The following is a 15,128-nucleotide window of genomic DNA, read 5'->3' on the forward strand; positions in this document are numbered from 1 at the left end:
GTGGCGGGGGGCCCCGGCGCGCCGGGGGCACGGGTCGCGCCGGGACCGGCGGTCCGAGGCCGACGGCGACCGGCCGCCGTGGTGGCTGCCCTCGTCTCGTCGTCTTCGAACATGTGTTCGAGAGTAGCCGCTGGTGCCGACGGCCACAACCGCGACGCGGACCTCTCTCCGGCGGACACGGTCACGCTCCTGGGGGACCCCTCTCCCCCGTCGAGGGGAGGACCGGCCCACCTCGGCGACGGGACCGTGGAGGCATCCACCCCGTCGACGAGAGGCCACCCCGATGACCGCCCCGCAGCACCACCCCTCCCCGTCGCGCCCCGCGCCCCACCGGCGGCTCGCCGCCGCGGCCCTGGGCACGTCCGTCGGCACGGCCGCGCTGGTGGCGTTCTTCGCCGCACGCCCCGACGCCAACCCGTACCTGCTGCCGGACCAGGCGCTGGCGCGCGCGTTCCTGTCCGGGCCGGCGCTCACCTGGACGCTGCTGGTCGTGGCGCTGCTCGGCGTCGTCACGGCCGGCGTCGCGCTCGCCCGACCCGCGGGCGGCGCAGCCGGGCGGCTCGTCGCACCGGTCGCCGTCGTCGAGGCGCTCACCTTCGGCGTCCTCGCCCAGGGCCAGCCCACGCTCCCCGCCGCCGGCTACGTCGTCGCGCTGTGCGTGCCCGTCCTCGCCGTGTGGGCCGGAGTGCTGGCGTTCCGGTCCCGCCCGCGATGGCGGGTGCCGCTCGTGCTCGTCGCCGCGCTCGCCGTCACCGTCGTGGTGGTCGCCCGTGCCGCGTTCGCCACCCAGCTCGGCGGTGTGCTGACCGGGTTCGCCCGCGAGCGCTGGGAGCTCGCCGCAGTGCTGGTCCCCCTGGCGACCGCCACGGCCTGGGCCGGGCTCGCGCTGGTCGGAGCCTGGCGACGCGGCTCGCTGCGCCGCGCCACCGCCTGGGTGACGCGGCACCGCCGCCTGTTCACGATCGTCGCCGCCCTCGGCCCGCTCCCGTACGCCCTCGCCCGCCTCACCTGGCTGACGCCCTGGCCGGCGCTCGCGACCGGCGGCGACCTGCCCGCCGCCGTCCGCATCCAGGGCCTGTCGCTCTCGTCGGGCGCCTGGCTGGGAGTCGTGCTGACCCTCGGCCTGATCCTGCCGTGGGGCGAGCGGTTCCCCCGCTGGTTCCCGCGCCGCGCGGGACAGCCGGTGCCCCCGACCGCCGCCATCGTCCCCGGCGGGTTCGTCGCCGTGATGCTGTGCGGGGCGGCGATCCCGATGCTCACCCTGATGGGGTGGGTCGGGGCGGTGTACTTCCCCGCGTGGTTCTGGGGGCCGGCGCTCGCCCTCGCCGTCTGGGGCTACGCCGGGCACCGGTACGGCGCCGGAGCGCTCGACGGTGACGCCGGGGTCAGCCCTGCAGCGACTGCTCGGCCCGCTGCCGCAGCTCGTCGCTGAGCCGCACCTCGCCGTCGTCGTGCGCCACCAGCAGCACCTTCGCGACGTCGGCGAGGTCGGCCGCGCCGTCGAGACGGTTGTACGCGCCGAACCAGTCGGCGACGGTGACGCCGTGCGACGGCCGGTGCACGACCTCGACCTCGTCCCCCGCGCCCACGTCGCCGTTCTCGACGACCCGCAGGTACGCACCGGTCCGGTTCGCCTGCGCGAACCGGCGCACCCAGCGGGGCGGGGAGCCCAGCCGCCGGGCGAACGTCTGGCACGGCGTGCGCGGCTGGGTGACCTCGAGCAGCGTGGTGCCGACACGCCACCGCTCACCGATCACCGCGCGGCTCACCTCCAGGCCCCGCGTGCGCAGGTTCTCGCCGAAGAGCCCGGGCGTGACGTCGTAGCCCAGCTCGGCGGCCCACGCCTCCGCGTCCTCCTGCGAGTACGCGTAGACAGCCTGGTCGAGGCCGCCGTGGTCCTTCCGGTCCGCCTGCACGTCGGCGTACAGCCCGTACGGCCGAGCCTTCACCCGGCCCTCGACGGGCCGCTTGTCGATCGCGGTGACGCCGATCGTCCCGGCGTCGGGCAGGAGGGCGTGGACACGGCAGACGGCGAGGAGCTCGGGCACGGCAGCATCCTCTCAGGCCCGCCACGGTGGTCCACCACCGGTCCGCCTCCCGTCCGCCTCCGGTCCGCCCCCCCGGCGGCCGCAGCCTCCGGCGTCGCCTACGGTGGACCTGTGACCGATCCTGCCGACCTGCCCCACGTCGTCGTCGTCGGAGGAGGGTTCGGCGGCCTCGCGACGGTCAAGGCGCTCGCCGACGCCCCCGTCCGCGTCACGCTCGTCGAGCGTCGCGTGTACAACACGTTCCAGCCGCTGCTCTACCAGGTGGCCACCGGGGGCCTGAACCCGGGCGACGTCACCTACTGGCTGCGGGGGCTGCGGCTGAAGCAGAAGAACCTGCGGGTGCTGCACGAGCACCTCGTCGGCATCGACCACGACGCCCGCGCCATCCGCCTCGCCAACGACGAGACGATCGCCTTCGACCACCTCGTGCTCGCCAACGGCGTCACCGTGAACTTCTTCGACACGCCGGGCGCCAAGGAGAACGCGCTCGGCATGTACTCCCGCTCGCAGGCGCTGCGCATCCGCGACCAGCTCTTCATCCGGCTGGAGCGGTCGGCGTTCACGCCCGACACCGACGACGGCCTGCGCGTGGTCGTGGTGGGCGGCGGCGCCACCGGCGTCGAGGTGGCCGGCGCGCTCGCGGAGCTGCGCACCGCGGGCCTCGCGCCGGCGTTCCCCGAGATCCACGGCGACGCGTTCGAGATCACCGTCGTGCAGCGCGGCACCGACCTGCTCAAGTCCTTCCACCCGAGCCTGCGGGAGTATGCCGCGCGGGAGCTGGAGCACCGCGGGGTGCGGCTGCACCTGGGGGCGGGCGTCGCGGAGGTGCAGCCGGACGCCGTGGTCCTCACCGACGGGACGCGCATCCGCGCCGACCTCACGGTGTGGTCCGCGGGCGTGGGCCCGCACCCCGAGGTCGACGACTGGGACCTGCCCCGGCGCCGGGGCGGCCGCATCGCCGTCGGCGAGGACCTGCAGGTCGAGGGGCGGCCCGGGGTGTTCGCGATCGGCGACATCGCCGAAGGACCCGAGTGGCTGCCGCAGCTCGCCCAGCCGGCCATCCAGGGCGGCCAGCAGGTGGCGCGCAACATCCTCGCGCTCCTCGAGGGGCGGGCCACCGGCCCGCTGCGCTACCACGACAAGGGCACGATGGCGGTCATCGGCCGCCGGGCCGCGGTCGCCGAGATCACCCTGCCGATGACGTCGAAGAAGCTGCGGCTGACGGCCGGGTTCGCGTGGCTGGTGTGGCTGTTCGTGCACATCATGTCGCTCGTCGGCCCCCGCAACCGCGTCACGACGCTCGCCGGACTGGTCACCCGCTACGGCTTCCCGTTCCACCGCCGGCCGATCCCGATCGTCGGCGACGTCCCGACGATCCGGCCGGGGAAGTAGGCGGCCGAGGCACCCCGGCCCGGCGCTACGCCGTCGCGCCGGACCGTCGCCCTCGCACCCACCGGGTGAGGGCGTAGACGACGAGGATCAGGGCGACCAGTCCGGCGGTCGCGACCAGCTGGGTGCGCGCGGCCGGGTCGGACAGCATGAGGCCGGCGAGCGCGACGAGCCCGGCCAGCGTGACCCAGGTGAGGTACGGGTAGCCCCACATGCGCAGCCGCATCGGCTCGCCGGTGCGTGCGGCCTCGGCCTCGAGGCGCGGGCGCAGCCGCAGCTGCGAGACGGTGATGAGCAGCCACACGACGAACAGCGCCGACCCGACGGCGTTGAGCAGGATCGTGAGGAGCTGCGCCGGCAGCAGCCAGTTGAGCAGCACCGCGACGACACCGAAGATCACCGAGACCAGCACGGCCACCCACGGCACGTCGCGCCGGGACACGCTCGTCGTGGCTGCGGGCGCGTCGCGGCGCTGCCCGAGGGAGAACAGCATCCGCGACGTGCCGTAGACGTTCGCGTTGAACGCGCTGAGCAGCGCCAGCACCACGACCACCTCCATGAGCCGCGCCGCGCCGTCGAACCCGGCCAGCTGCAGCACGGAGACGAACGGCGAGGCCAGGGCCGCGTCGTCGTCCCAGGCGATGAGCGCGACGATGATCGCGACCGAGCCGACGTAGAACAGCAGGATGCGCCACACGATCGTCCGGGTGGCGCGGGCCACGGCGGTGCGCGGGTCGCGCGCCTCGGCCGCCGCGATCGCGACGATCTCGATGCCGCCGAACGCGAAGACGACGGTGAGCAGGCCGGCGGCGATGCCCGCCCAGCCGGCGGGGGCGAAGCCGCCGTGCTCCGCCCAGTGCCCGAGGACGCTGCCCGTCACGGGGATCACGCCGACGACGATCAGCACGCCCACCACCAGGAAGGCGAGGATCGCGGTGACCTTGATCGCCGCGAACCAGAACTCCGACTCGCCGAACTGCCGCACGCCCACCAGGTTGATGCCGCCCAGGACGAGCACGACGACGGCGGCCACGACCCACTGCGGCACGTCCGGCCACCAGCCGTTCTCGCCGCTGACGATGCCCGCGACGCCCGTCACCTCGACGCCCAGCACCATGATGAGCGTGAACCAGTACAGCCAGCCCAGCAGGAACCCGGCCCACCGGCCGAGGGCGGCCTCCGCGTAGACGGAGAACGAGCCCGACGCGGGCAGCGCCGACGCCATCTCGGCGAGCATCCGCATCACGAGGACGACGAGCGCGCCCGCGATGGCGTAGCTGACGAGGACGGCGGGGCCGGCCGTCGCGACGCCGACGCCGGCGCCCAGGAACAGGCCCGCCCCGATCGCGGAGCCGAGACCCATCATCGTCAGATGGCGGGTGCGCAGCCCGTGGGCGAGCGACGCGCCCGACGACGGCTCGGTCGTCGGCGTGCCAGGTGCGGTGGGAGTCGTCACGACCGACCACGCTAACCCGCCCCGCGACCTGTCAGAGCCACGTACCGGTACAGCGGCACGTGGCTCTGACAACTTTCGGTGCCCCAGCGTCGTCAGCACCAGGTGCCGGTAGAGCAGCACCTGGTTCTGACAACTCTGGCAGTTACTTCGTGGCGACGTCCCGCCGTCGGAAGCCGGCGAACGCCAGCAGGAACAGCACCAGCGCGACGGCGCACAGCCCGGCGACGTGCACCGCGTCGACGTCGCCGGTCAACGGGTTCGGCACCCACCAGAACGGCGAGATCTTGCGGGCCCACTCGGGCAGGTGGAACAGGTCGGCGAACAGCGACACGAGGATCGTGTACTCCAGCAGCAGCCAGACCAGCGACGACGCCTTGGGCGCCCAGGCGAACAGTGCGGCGGCGAAGCCGACGAAGACGGCGAGCGCGGGCAGGTAGAGCAGCCCCGCCTCCGTGATCTCCCCGGACGTCACGTCCTGGGCCCCCGCGACGGCCGCGCCCGCGGCGAGGGCGAGGACCCCCGTGACCAGCACGACGACGGTCCCCACCGACGTGACGCCCAGGCTCGCCCCGAGCCAGCGGCTGCGCGAGACCGGCGTCGCGAGCACGTACTCGGCCCGACCCGCCTCCTCCTCCGACTTCGCCCGCAGGGCGGCCACGATGCCGTAGGCCGCGGCACCGAGCGCCGCGTACAGCACGATGATGCCGACGAACGCCTTCGTCACCTCCCCCGTGCCCAGGACGCTCGCGTACACCGGGTTGTCCGCCAGCGAGGCCGTCATCGACGAGATCTGGTCGACGATCGTGCCGGTCGCGAACCACATGAACGCGAGCCCGAGCGCCGTCCACAGCAGGGCCATCCGCTGCTGCACCCACACGAGCACGGCGGGGCCCCGGAGGCTCGGGTGCGCGTCGGCGCGGCCCGGGCGGTCCGGCACCAGCCCCGCCCCGAAGTCACGTCGCGACGCGAGCGCGGACGCCACGACCAGGAGCAGCACGATGACGACCGCGCCGAGCGCCGCGGGCCACCAGCGCAGGTCCACGTACGCACGCATCTGCTGCGCCCAGGCGATCGGCGACAGCCACGACACCCAGCTGCCGTGCGTCTGCTGCATGTCCCCGATGGTCCGCAGCGTGAACGCGGCACCGAGCGCCGCCATCGACAGCCCCGTCGCGCCGCGGGAGTGCTCGGTGACCTGCGCGGCCACCAGGGCGATCGCGCCGAACGTCATCGCGCTCATCGCGACGCCCAGCGAGACGGCGACGGAGTCCACCACCTCCAGACCGCTGCCGATCAGCACCGCGGACGACAGCGCCGCGACGACGAGGTTGACGACCAGCACCACGACCAGGGCCGCGACGACCGCGGCGTGCCGGCCGACAGCGGCAGCGCGCACCAGCTCCGCGCGGCTGGACTCCTCCTCGGCGCGGGTGTGGCGCACCACCTGCATGATGCTCATGACGGCGAGCGCCAGCACCATCCACAGCACGAGCTCGTTGGAGACGGCGGCCCCCACGGTGTAGTCGTCGGTGCCGTAGCCGGGGCCGGTCATCGACACCATGGCGGGGGTCTGGACCAGGGCCGCGCGCGCCTGCATGCCCTCGGGGTCGTCGGCCAGCGTCGTGTACTCGGCCAGCGACGCCAGGTAGAGCGCGGGGATCGCGAGGGACCAGACCAGCAGGCGCACCCGGTCGCGGCGCAGGATGAAGCGGACCTGGCTCCACGTGCCGGTGAGCGTCGTGCCGCCGCGCCCCGGTGCGGCGCGGGTGCCCAGCGGCGGCGCCGCGGTGACGGCGCTCATCGCGCACCCGCCTCGCTGCGCGTCGCGTGCTTGCCCGCGCCGTCCCCCGTGGGCACGCCGTCCGCGGCGAGCTCGTCGCCGTAGTGCCGCAGGAACAGCTCCTCCAGCGACGGCGGCTGCGCGGTGAAGGAGTGCACGCCCAGCGCGCCGACGGCGGGCAGGACCCGGCCCATCTCGGAGTCGTCCACGTCGAAGGTGACGCGGGTGCTGTCGCCGTTCCGCGTCGTCTCCAGGTCGTGCACGCCGGCCATCGCGGCGATCGCGGACGGGTCACGGTCGACGACGGCGGTGACGGACGACCGCGTGAGGTGGCGGAGGTCGTCGAGCGTGCCCGACTCCACGGCCCGGCCGTTGCGGATGATCGTCACGGTGTCGCACACCTTCTCGACCTCGGACAGGATGTGGCTCGACAGCAGCACCGACGTGCCCGCGGCCTTGGCCTCGCGGACCTGCTCGGTGAAGACGGCCTCCATGAGCGGGTCGAGGCCGGAGGTCGGCTCGTCGAGGACGAGGAGGTCGACCTGCGAGACGAGCGCCGCGACGAGCGCGACCTTCTGCCGGTTGCCCTTGGAGTAGGTGCGGGCCTTCTTGGTGGGGTCGAGCTCGAAGCGTTCGAGCAGCTCGGCCTTGCGCCTCTTGTCCGGCTTGCCGCGCAGGCGGGCGAGGTAGTCGATCGCCTCGCCGCCGGTGAGGTTGGGCCAGAGCGAGACGTCGCCGGGCACGTAGGCGAGGCGCCGGTGCAGGGCGACGGCGTCGCGCCAGGGGTCGCCGCCGAGCAGGCGGACGCTGCCCGCGTCGGACCGCAGCAGTCCCAGGAGGACGCGGATGGTGGTGGATTTCCCGGCGCCGTTCGGGCCGAGGAAGCCCGCGACCTGACCGTGCTCGACGGTCAGGTCCAGCCCGTCGAGCGCCTGGACGGTGCCGAAGGACTTGCGCAGGTCGTGGATCTCGATCGCGGGCGCGCTCGCGGCCGAGGTGCGCGCGGTCGATGCAGCCGTGGTGGTCATGGTGCCTCTTCGTCGTGAGTGGGGGTTCCGTCGGCGGGGGCGTGCGCCCCGGTCGGCGGGTCCGGCACGTACAGGAGGTAGTCGTCGAGCATGCGTCGGGTGGTGAGGAAGCCCTCCGTGAAGAGCTCGAGCATCGGGAGGTAGAGGTCGTCCATGAAGGCGCGGACCGCGGCGTTGATGTCGTGCGCGTCCTTCGGGGGGTCCATGGTGACCGAGAGCAGCAGCGCGCCCAGCGACGAGTAGACGAGGTAGCGCACCCGCGCGCGCTCGTCCCGGCTCGGCTTCACGATGCCGTCGGCGACGGCCTCGGCCGTGTACTGCTCCGCGTCGTCGACCATGTGCTCGACGAAGCTCCTGCCGACCGCGCCGCCCGCCTGGAGCGACCGCAGCACGTACCCGACCAGCGGCGCGAGGTCGTCGGTCTGCGCGAGGACCTCCAGCAGCCGCCCGCCCGTCGCCTTGCCCATGTTCTCCCGCTTGGAGGCGGCGATCCACTCGAGCACGTACTCGTCGCAGGCGGCGTGCAGCTTGTCCTTGGACCCGAAGTGGTGGATGACGAGCGCGGCGCTCACCCCGGCGTCGGCGGCGATGGCGCGCACCGGGGCGCCGAACCCGAACCGGGCGAACTGGAGCACGGCGGCGTCGAGGATCCGGGCGCGCGTGCTGCCGTCGGAGCCGGGCGCGGCCACCCGCGGTGCCTGGCCCGGCGCGTCGCCCGGCGCGTCGGCCGGTGCTGGGACCGCGTCCTCGGCGGCATCCACTGAACGCATGTTCAACAGACTAAACAGGTGTTCAGTCGCCAGGCAAGACCTCTCCCCCTCCCCCGCCGCGGGAGGATCGACCCGTGACCGAGCTCGCACGCCGCCTCACCACGTCAGACGCCGTCGTCGTCGGCCTGTCCTCGATGATCGGCGCCGGCGTGTTCGCCGCCTTCGCCCCCGCCGCCGCGGCCGTGCTGCCCACCGGCACCGGCGTCGCGCTGCTGCTCGCGCTCGGGGTCGCGGCCGTCGTGGCGTACGGCAACGCGACCTCCTCCGCACAGCTCGCGGCGCAGTACCCCGCCTCCGGCGGCACCTACGTCTACGGCCGCGAGCGCCTCGGGCCCTGGTGGGGCTACCTCGCCGGCTGGGGGTTCGTCGTCGGCAAGACGGCGAGCTGCGCGGCGATGGCCCTCACCTTCGCCGCCTATGCCGCACCCCCGGGGTGGGAGCGCCCCGTCGCCGCGCTCGCCGTCGTCGCGCTGGCCGCCGTGAACTACCGGGGGGTGACGCGCACGGCCCGCCTGGCCCGCTGGATCGTCGTGGCGGTGCTGCTGGCGCTCGCGGTGACCGTCGCGGTCGCCCTGGCCACGGGCTCTCCCGACGTCGCGCGCCTCGGGTCCGACGGACCGGCGCCCGCCGCCCTCGGCGGCCCGGCCGGCTGGTACGGCGTGCTGCAGGCTGCCGGCCTGCTGTTCTTCGCGTTCGCGGGCTACGCGCGCGTCGCGACGCTCGGCGAGGAGGTGCGCGACCCCGCCCGCAGCATCCCGCGGGCGATCGTCGGGGCGCTCGGCGGCGCGGTGGTCGTCTACGCCGTCGTCGCCGTCACGCTGCTCGCGGTGCTCGGGCTGGCCGGGACGGCCGCGGCCGCCACGCCGCTCGCGGCCGCGGTCGCCGGCTCCCCCTGGGCCGGGGTCGTGGTGAGGGTGGGCGCCGCCGCCGCGTCGCTCGGGGCGCTGCTCGCCCTCGTCGCCGGCGTCGGCCGCACCACGCTCGCGATGGCGCGCGAGGGCGACCTGCCGCGACCGCTCGCGGCGGTGCACCCCCGCTTCGGCGTGCCGCACCGCGCGGAGGTGGCGGTCGCCGTCGTCGTGGTCGCCCTCGTCCTGACCGTGGACCTGCGGGGCGCGATCGGGTTCTCGTCCTTCGGCGTGCTGGTCTACTACGGCGTCGCGAACCTCGCTGCCTGGACCCAGACCGGCGCGCACCGCCGGTACCCCCGGGCGCTGCAGGTCGTGGGCCTGGCGGGGTGCGTCGCCCTGTGCGCCACGCTCCCCGTCGCGGCAGTCCTCACGGGCGCGGCCGTCCTCGCCGTCGGGCTCGCCGTCCGCTGGGCGCGCGTGTCACGGTGATCCCACCCGTCAGAGCCACCCGAGGGAGATCGCGATCAGCAGCTGGGTGACCAGGAAGCCGGTGACGAGGTTCAGCCACAGGAACCGCCGCCAGCCGGCGTGCGCCTCCTCGCAGCGGCCGTCGGGCAGGTTCCGGTAGGGCGCGATGCTCACCACGTACGGCACGACGAGGACGGCGGCGAGCGCGCCGGGCAGGCCGCCCAGCACGAGCACGAGGCCGGCAGCGACGTACAGCGCCATGGCCGCCTGCACGGTCCGGGCCGCGCCGAGCCAGGTGGCCACCGAGCCGATGGCGGCGGCCCGGTCCGCCTCGACGTCCTGCACCGCGCCGAAGGCCTGCGAGGCCATGCCCCACAGGAAGAAGCCCGCGAGGGCGGCGAGCACCGGCCACGTGAGCGACCCGCCGGCCAGGGCCAGGCCGAAGACCGCCGGGCTGACGAAGTGCGTGCTGGACGTCGCCGAGTCCAGCACCGGGCGCTCCTTGAAGCGCAGGCCCGGGGCCGAGTAGGCGACGACGGCGAACACGCTCACCGCGAGCACCGCGGTCGAGGCGGCGTCCCCCACCACGGCCAGGTAGGCGAGGAACGGGACGTTGCTCAGCACGGCGGCCCACACGGTGCGCCGGTGCCACCGACGCGACAGCACGACGCCCTCGATGCCGCCCTTGCGCGGGTTGCGCAGGTCGGACTCGTAGTCCCACACGTCGTTCAGCCCGTACATCAGCAGGTTGTACGGGACGAGGAAGTACAGGGTGCCGAGGACCAGCTCCGCGACGCCCGAGCGCCCCGCACCGCCCGCCATCAGGTACGCGGCGGCGAAGGGGTACGCCGTGTTGACCCAGCTCACGGGCCGCGACGAGCCCACGATCTGGCGCCACGCGGCGGTCGCGTCCGGTGCCGTGCCGGTGGCGGTCACGCGTCGGCCCTCCCTGTCGCCGAGGCACCCGTGCCGCCCGTCCCGACGAGCGCCCACAGCGCCGGCAGCAGCAGGGCGGCCACGACCGGCCACGCGAGGTCCTCGACCGGCGTCAGCCACACGCGCACCCCCAGCAGGGCGGACTCGTCGTACCGGAACAGGTCCGCGGCGATCATGAGGCTGTCGAACACGACCGTGAGCGCCACGAGCACCACCGCGGTGACCGTCGTCGTCGCCCACCACCGGGCGCCGAGGCCCCGCACGCCGGTGGCGACGAGCGCGACGACGACGGCGCCGCCGACGACGGCGGCCGCGAGCGCGGCGTACGTCATCGTGCCTCCCCGGACGGACCGTGCACGGTCGCGGCGACCGGGGTCTGGCCGCGCCCGCCGGGGTGGCCCTCCGCGCGGCGGGCGAGGACACGCCGCAGGAGCCCGTGCAGGACGAGGGTGAGGTAGCACAGGAACGTCACGAAGAAGACCTCTTCGATCGGCAGGTGCGGGGCGAGTTCGACGCCCGTCGTCGCGGCCCCGCCTCGGGAGTAGAACCCCTGGGCGATCGCGACGACGTCCCAGGCGAGGAACACCAGGACGCCGACGACGAGCACGAGGGCGCCGCGCAGCGGGCTCGCGGACCAGAGCAGCAGCCGCGCGCGGCGGTCCACGAGAGCCATCGAGACCAGAGCGCCGAGCAGCAGGCCGAGGTAGAGGAAGGAGGTCCAGTGCAGGGCGATCACTTCCAGGGGTGGAGGGCCGGACGGGCGACGGGGAGCGGGTCGGCCGTCGTGTCGCCGCGCACGCGCTTGACGGCGAGCTCGGCGCTGATGAGGCACATGGGCAGCCCGACCCCCGGGATGGTCGATCCTCCCGCATGGAGCAGACCCGCCACCCGCCGGGACCGGTTTCCGGCCCGGAACATCGCGCTCTGGCGCAGCGTGTGCGCCGGGCCGAGCATGCCGCCCGACCACGAGGACAGGTCGGCGGCGAAGTCACCGGGGCCGACGGTGCGCCGCACGACGACGCGCTCCCGCAGGTCCGGCACGCCCGCCCAGGCGGCGACCCGGTCGATCGCGGCGTCGGCGATCGCCTCGACCGCGGCGTCCCCCGCGCCGTCCTCGCCGCCGCGGCCCAGGCCAGGGTCGGCGGGCACCGGGACGAGGAGGAACAGGTTCTCGTGACCGGGCGGGGCGACGGACGGGTCCGTGCGCGACGGCGCGCAGACGTACAGGGACGCCGGGTCGGGCACGCGGCCCGCGGCGATCGCGCCGAAGTTCTCCTCCCAGTCCGCGGTGAAGAACAGCGAGTGGTGCGGGAGCTGCGGCACGCGCCCGCGGACACCGAGCATCACCAGGACACCACCGGGACCCGGGTCGCGCCGGGCCCACCAGGCGGGCGACCGGTCGCGCAGGGCGGGGGGCAGGAGGTCGGACTCGACGTGGTGGAGGTCCGCGGCGGTCACGACGACGTCGGCCGGGGAGTGCTGCTCCACGCCGGAGGCGTCCACCCAGCGCACGCCCGTGACCGAGGCCCGGGGACGGCGCGGTCCGGGGACGGGGAGCCCGTCCCGTGCCGCCCCCGGGGCGGCCTCGACGGCCGTGGTCGTGATCGCGGTCGCACGGGCGCGGGTGCGCAGCGTGACGCCTGCGCCCTCCGCGAGCGAGGCGACCGCGTCGACCACACGTGCGAACCCCCCCAGTGGGTATCGCACGCCGCCGTCGAGATCGAGGGCACTCATCAGGTGGTACATGCTCGGCGTCCGGTCGGGCGACGAGCCGAGGAAGACGGCCGGGTAGCCGAGGACCTGGCGCAGCCGACGGTCCTGGAAGCTCTTCGCCACCCGCCGCGCGAGCGACGTGCCGAGCAGCGGCAGGAGCCGGTGACCCCGCGCCGCCACGTCCCGGTGCGCGAACGGCCGCCAGGAGGCGAACGTCGTGTACAGGAAGTGCCGCAGGGCCATGTCGTAGGTGTCGTGCGCGGACTCGAGGTAGCGCTCCAGGCGGGCGCCCGCCCCGGGCTCGATCGCCTCGAAGGCCGCGGCGTTGGCGGCACGGTCCGGCGAGACGTCGAGCGGGTCCGTGATCCCCTCGAAGAACACGCGGTACGCCGGGTCGAGGCGGACGAGGTCGAGCTCGTCGGCCGCCGTCGACCCCATGAGCCGGAACCAGTGGTCGAACACCTCCGGCATGAGGTACCACGACGGTCCCGTGTCGAACCGGAAGCCGTCCCGCTCCCAGGACCCCGCCCGCCCGCCGACGGTGGCGTGCCGCTCGAGCAGCTCGACGTCGTGGCCGTCGCAGGCCAGCAGGCCCGCCGTCGCGAGCCCTGCGATCCCGCCGCCGACGACGACGACTCTCATCGCAGCACGTCCCGCGCACAGGCCGCGGCCACGAGCCGCGCCTTGACCGGGCCCGGCACCCGGACGCGCTCGCGCCGGATCGTTGCGGCGGGCGTCGCCGCCAGCCGCCGCGAGAGCTCGGCGAACAGGTCGTGCGCCACGCGCACGGCCCGCCGGGAGCTGCGGGGCAGGTCGCCGATCACGGCCGCCGCGGCGGCCAGGTCGGCGTCGATGTCGGCGAGCAGCCGGTCGCGGGCGTCGTCGTCGAACCCGTCGACGTCGAGACCCGGGAAGTAGGAGCGGCCCCGCGCCTCCACGTCCTCGGCGAGGTCGCGCAGGAAGTTGACCTTCTGGAAGGCGGCGCCGAGCCGCGCCGCCCCAGGCGCGAGGCGGGCGTACGCCTCGTCGTCGCCGGCGACGAACACCCGTAGGCACATCAGCCCGACGACCTCGGCCGACCCGTGCACGTAGGCCGCGAAGCTGGCCTCGTCGTGCGCGCTCACGGTGAGGTCCGCCCGCATGGACGCGAAGAACGGCGCCACGAGGTCGTCGCCGATGCCGAACCGCCGGGCCGTGCGCGCGAACGCGTGGACCACGAGGTTGCTGCTGCGCCCGCACGCCCGGGCGCGGGTGACGTCGCGCTCCAGCTCGTCGAGCAGGTCCTCGCGCTGGGCGGGCGTGAGCGTGGGGCTGATGTCGTCGACGATCTCGTCCGCGACGCGCACCAGCGCGTAGACGGTGCGCACGTGGTCGCGCACCGGCTCGCCGAGCAGGCGGCAGGCCCAGCCGAACGACGACGAGTACGCGCGGATCACCACGGCGGCGCTCTCCACGGCGACGGCGTCGTACAGGCCGTCCGGTCCGACGGCCACCACGTCGCGGACGTCGGCCTCGCGAGCGACCTGGGTGGCGGCGGGCGCCGCCGTCGGGGCGACCTGGGCCGGGGCGGCCTGGGCCGGGGCGGGTGTCGCCGTCCGCGGCGGGGTGGTCGGGAGGGCGCTCATGCGGCGCTCGAGGAGGAGTGCGGGGCCGGGCCGGCGAGCCGTTCGACGAGCGCGCCCAGGCCCAGGTCGGAACCCAGCGCGGCGGCGTCACGCTCGAGGTCCGCCACCAGGCGCTCCACGGCCGCCCGGGCGCCGCACATCGCGAGCAGCTCCCGGGCACGGGCGAGCTGCGGCTCTCCGGCGCGCTGGTCGCCGAGCACGGTGCTCAGCTCGTCCCACGCCCAGGTGCCCCGCGCGAGCGCCACGAGCGGCGTGCACTTGCCCTCGCGCAGGTCGGAGGAGTTGCTCTTGCCGGTCTGCTCCGGGTCGCCGAACACGCCGTCCAGGTCGTCGCGCAGCTGGAACGCGAGGCCGAGGGCGCGGCCGACCCGCTGGACCCCGGCCTCGAGGTCGTCCCGGCCGGCGAGGATCACGGCGATCCGCAGCGGCAGCTCGAAGCTGTACACGGCGGTCTTGCGCTCGGCCATGAGCAGCGCCTCGTCCAGGTCGGCGCACGGGCCGATGCTGAGCCAGACGTCGGCGAGCTCGCCGTCGGCCGTGAGGTGCAGGGCCTCGTCGACGGCGTCGAGCAGGCGTGCGGTGGTCTCCGGGTTCGCGCCGCAGAGCGCCACCGCCCGGACGGCGCCCGCGAGGGCGAGGTCACCGGCCAGGATGCCGGCGGCCGCGCCGTAGCCCGTCGCCTGGTGGTCGCTCGCGCCGGCCTCCACGGCCCGCGCCGTGTACGCGCCGGCGACGTTCGGCCGTCCGCGGCGGACGTCCGCCCCGTCGATCACGTCGTCGTGCACGAGGAAAGCATGGTGCAAGAGCTCGAGGGCCGCGGCGAGCCGCGCCGCGACGTCGCGCGACTCCCGCGGCGCCGGGCCGGCGAGGGCGTCGTAGGCGTCCAGCAGGATCCGCGGCCGCAGCCGCTTTCCTCCGCGGCTCGTGTCGCGCACCGCCGCCCACAGCCGGGTGTCGTCGCGGCGGTCGCCCGCAGCGAGCAGGCTCTCCACCGCGCCCTCGACGATGCCGCCGATCCGGTCGTCTGCGTCGGAAGACCAGCGATGCACGATCCACCCCCTCGT

At 75.0% G+C, this 15,128-nt stretch carries 14 protein-coding genes; 3 read left to right on the forward strand and 11 right to left on the reverse strand.

The features are described from left to right. Positions 1-283: 283 nt before the first annotated feature. Entirely contained in the window at positions 284-1,432 is a 1,149-nt protein-coding gene (locus ACWGKI_RS10955; protein ID WP_452186912.1) for a hypothetical protein, read from the forward strand. Here the strand turns inward: ACWGKI_RS10955 and ACWGKI_RS10960 are convergent. Continuing rightward, positions 1,386-2,048 carry an MOSC domain-containing protein gene (locus ACWGKI_RS10960; RefSeq protein WP_380243614.1) on the reverse strand — a complete coding sequence of 221 codons (663 nt, stop codon included), beginning with the start codon at positions 2,046-2,048 and terminating at the stop codon, positions 1,386-1,388. The genes ACWGKI_RS10955 and ACWGKI_RS10960 overlap by 47 nt on opposite strands. A 111-nt stretch (positions 2,049-2,159) precedes the next feature. On the opposite strand from ACWGKI_RS10960, the gene ACWGKI_RS10965 reads away from it, so the two are divergent. After that, positions 2,160-3,440 (forward strand): NAD(P)/FAD-dependent oxidoreductase, encoded by a 1,281-nt coding sequence (locus ACWGKI_RS10965; protein ID WP_380243613.1) that lies wholly within the window; start codon positions 2,160-2,162, stop codon positions 3,438-3,440. 25 nt (positions 3,441-3,465) lie between these two features. Here ACWGKI_RS10965 and ACWGKI_RS10970 read toward each other — a convergent pair whose 3' ends face one another. From ACWGKI_RS10970 to ACWGKI_RS10985, 4 genes are all read right to left on the reverse strand, one after another. After that, positions 3,466-4,893 carry an amino acid permease gene (locus ACWGKI_RS10970; RefSeq protein WP_380243612.1) on the reverse strand — a complete coding sequence of 476 codons (1,428 nt, stop codon included), beginning with the start codon at positions 4,891-4,893 and terminating at the stop codon, positions 3,466-3,468. Between the two features lie 142 nt (positions 4,894-5,035). Next, a complete protein-coding gene (locus ACWGKI_RS10975) occupies positions 5,036-6,694 on the reverse strand; it encodes an ABC transporter permease (protein ID WP_452186915.1) in 1,659 nt (552 codons plus the stop codon). Beyond that, a complete protein-coding gene (locus ACWGKI_RS10980) occupies positions 6,691-7,701 on the reverse strand; it encodes an ABC transporter ATP-binding protein (protein ID WP_380243610.1) in 1,011 nt (336 codons plus the stop codon). The genes ACWGKI_RS10975 and ACWGKI_RS10980 overlap by 4 nt, the downstream gene beginning before the upstream one ends. Further along, positions 7,698-8,471, reverse strand: coding sequence for a TetR family transcriptional regulator (locus ACWGKI_RS10985; RefSeq protein WP_452186918.1), 774 nt, complete (start codon positions 8,469-8,471; stop codon positions 7,698-7,700). The genes ACWGKI_RS10980 and ACWGKI_RS10985 overlap by 4 nt, the downstream gene beginning before the upstream one ends. Positions 8,472-8,545: 74 nt before the next feature. On the opposite strand from ACWGKI_RS10985, the gene ACWGKI_RS10990 reads away from it, so the two are divergent. Beyond that, on the forward strand, positions 8,546-9,811 hold the full coding sequence (locus ACWGKI_RS10990; protein WP_452186919.1) for an APC family permease: 1,266 nt from the start codon (positions 8,546-8,548) through the stop codon (positions 9,809-9,811). A 9-nt stretch (positions 9,812-9,820) separates the two neighbouring features. Here the strand turns inward: ACWGKI_RS10990 and ACWGKI_RS10995 are convergent, their stop codons facing one another. From ACWGKI_RS10995 to ACWGKI_RS11020, 6 genes are read right to left on the reverse strand one after another with little or no spacing between them, the layout of a single operon-like run. Further along, positions 9,821-10,726, reverse strand: a complete 906-nt coding sequence (locus ACWGKI_RS10995) for a prenyltransferase (protein ID WP_452186921.1) — start codon at positions 10,724-10,726, stop codon at positions 9,821-9,823. Continuing rightward, complete coding sequence (locus ACWGKI_RS11000; protein ID WP_452186923.1) at positions 10,723-11,058, reverse strand: lycopene cyclase domain-containing protein; 336 nt, start codon at positions 11,056-11,058, stop codon at positions 10,723-10,725. Before ACWGKI_RS11000 ends, ACWGKI_RS10995 begins: the two co-directional genes overlap by 4 nt. Beyond that, positions 11,055-11,462: a lycopene cyclase domain-containing protein gene (locus ACWGKI_RS11005; protein WP_452186925.1), complete on the reverse strand. Its 408-nt coding sequence runs from the start codon at positions 11,460-11,462 to the stop codon at positions 11,055-11,057. Before ACWGKI_RS11005 ends, ACWGKI_RS11000 begins: the two co-directional genes overlap by 4 nt. Further along, positions 11,459-13,081: a phytoene desaturase family protein gene (crtI, locus tag ACWGKI_RS11010; RefSeq protein WP_452186927.1), complete on the reverse strand. Its 1,623-nt coding sequence runs from the start codon at positions 13,079-13,081 to the stop codon at positions 11,459-11,461. Before crtI ends, ACWGKI_RS11005 begins: the two co-directional genes overlap by 4 nt. Next, positions 13,078-14,064, reverse strand: a complete 987-nt coding sequence (locus ACWGKI_RS11015; RefSeq protein ID WP_452186929.1) for a phytoene/squalene synthase family protein — start codon at positions 14,062-14,064, stop codon at positions 13,078-13,080. The genes crtI and ACWGKI_RS11015 overlap by 4 nt, the downstream gene beginning before the upstream one ends. Continuing rightward, the gene (locus ACWGKI_RS11020; RefSeq protein ID WP_452186931.1) at positions 14,061-15,113 is read right to left on the reverse strand and encodes a polyprenyl synthetase family protein; all 1,053 of its coding nucleotides are present in this window, start codon (positions 15,111-15,113) and stop codon (positions 14,061-14,063) included. The genes ACWGKI_RS11015 and ACWGKI_RS11020 overlap by 4 nt, the downstream gene beginning before the upstream one ends. Between the last annotated feature and the right edge of the window lie 15 nt (positions 15,114-15,128).

The organism is Isoptericola sp. NPDC055881 (genome assembly GCF_053615895.1).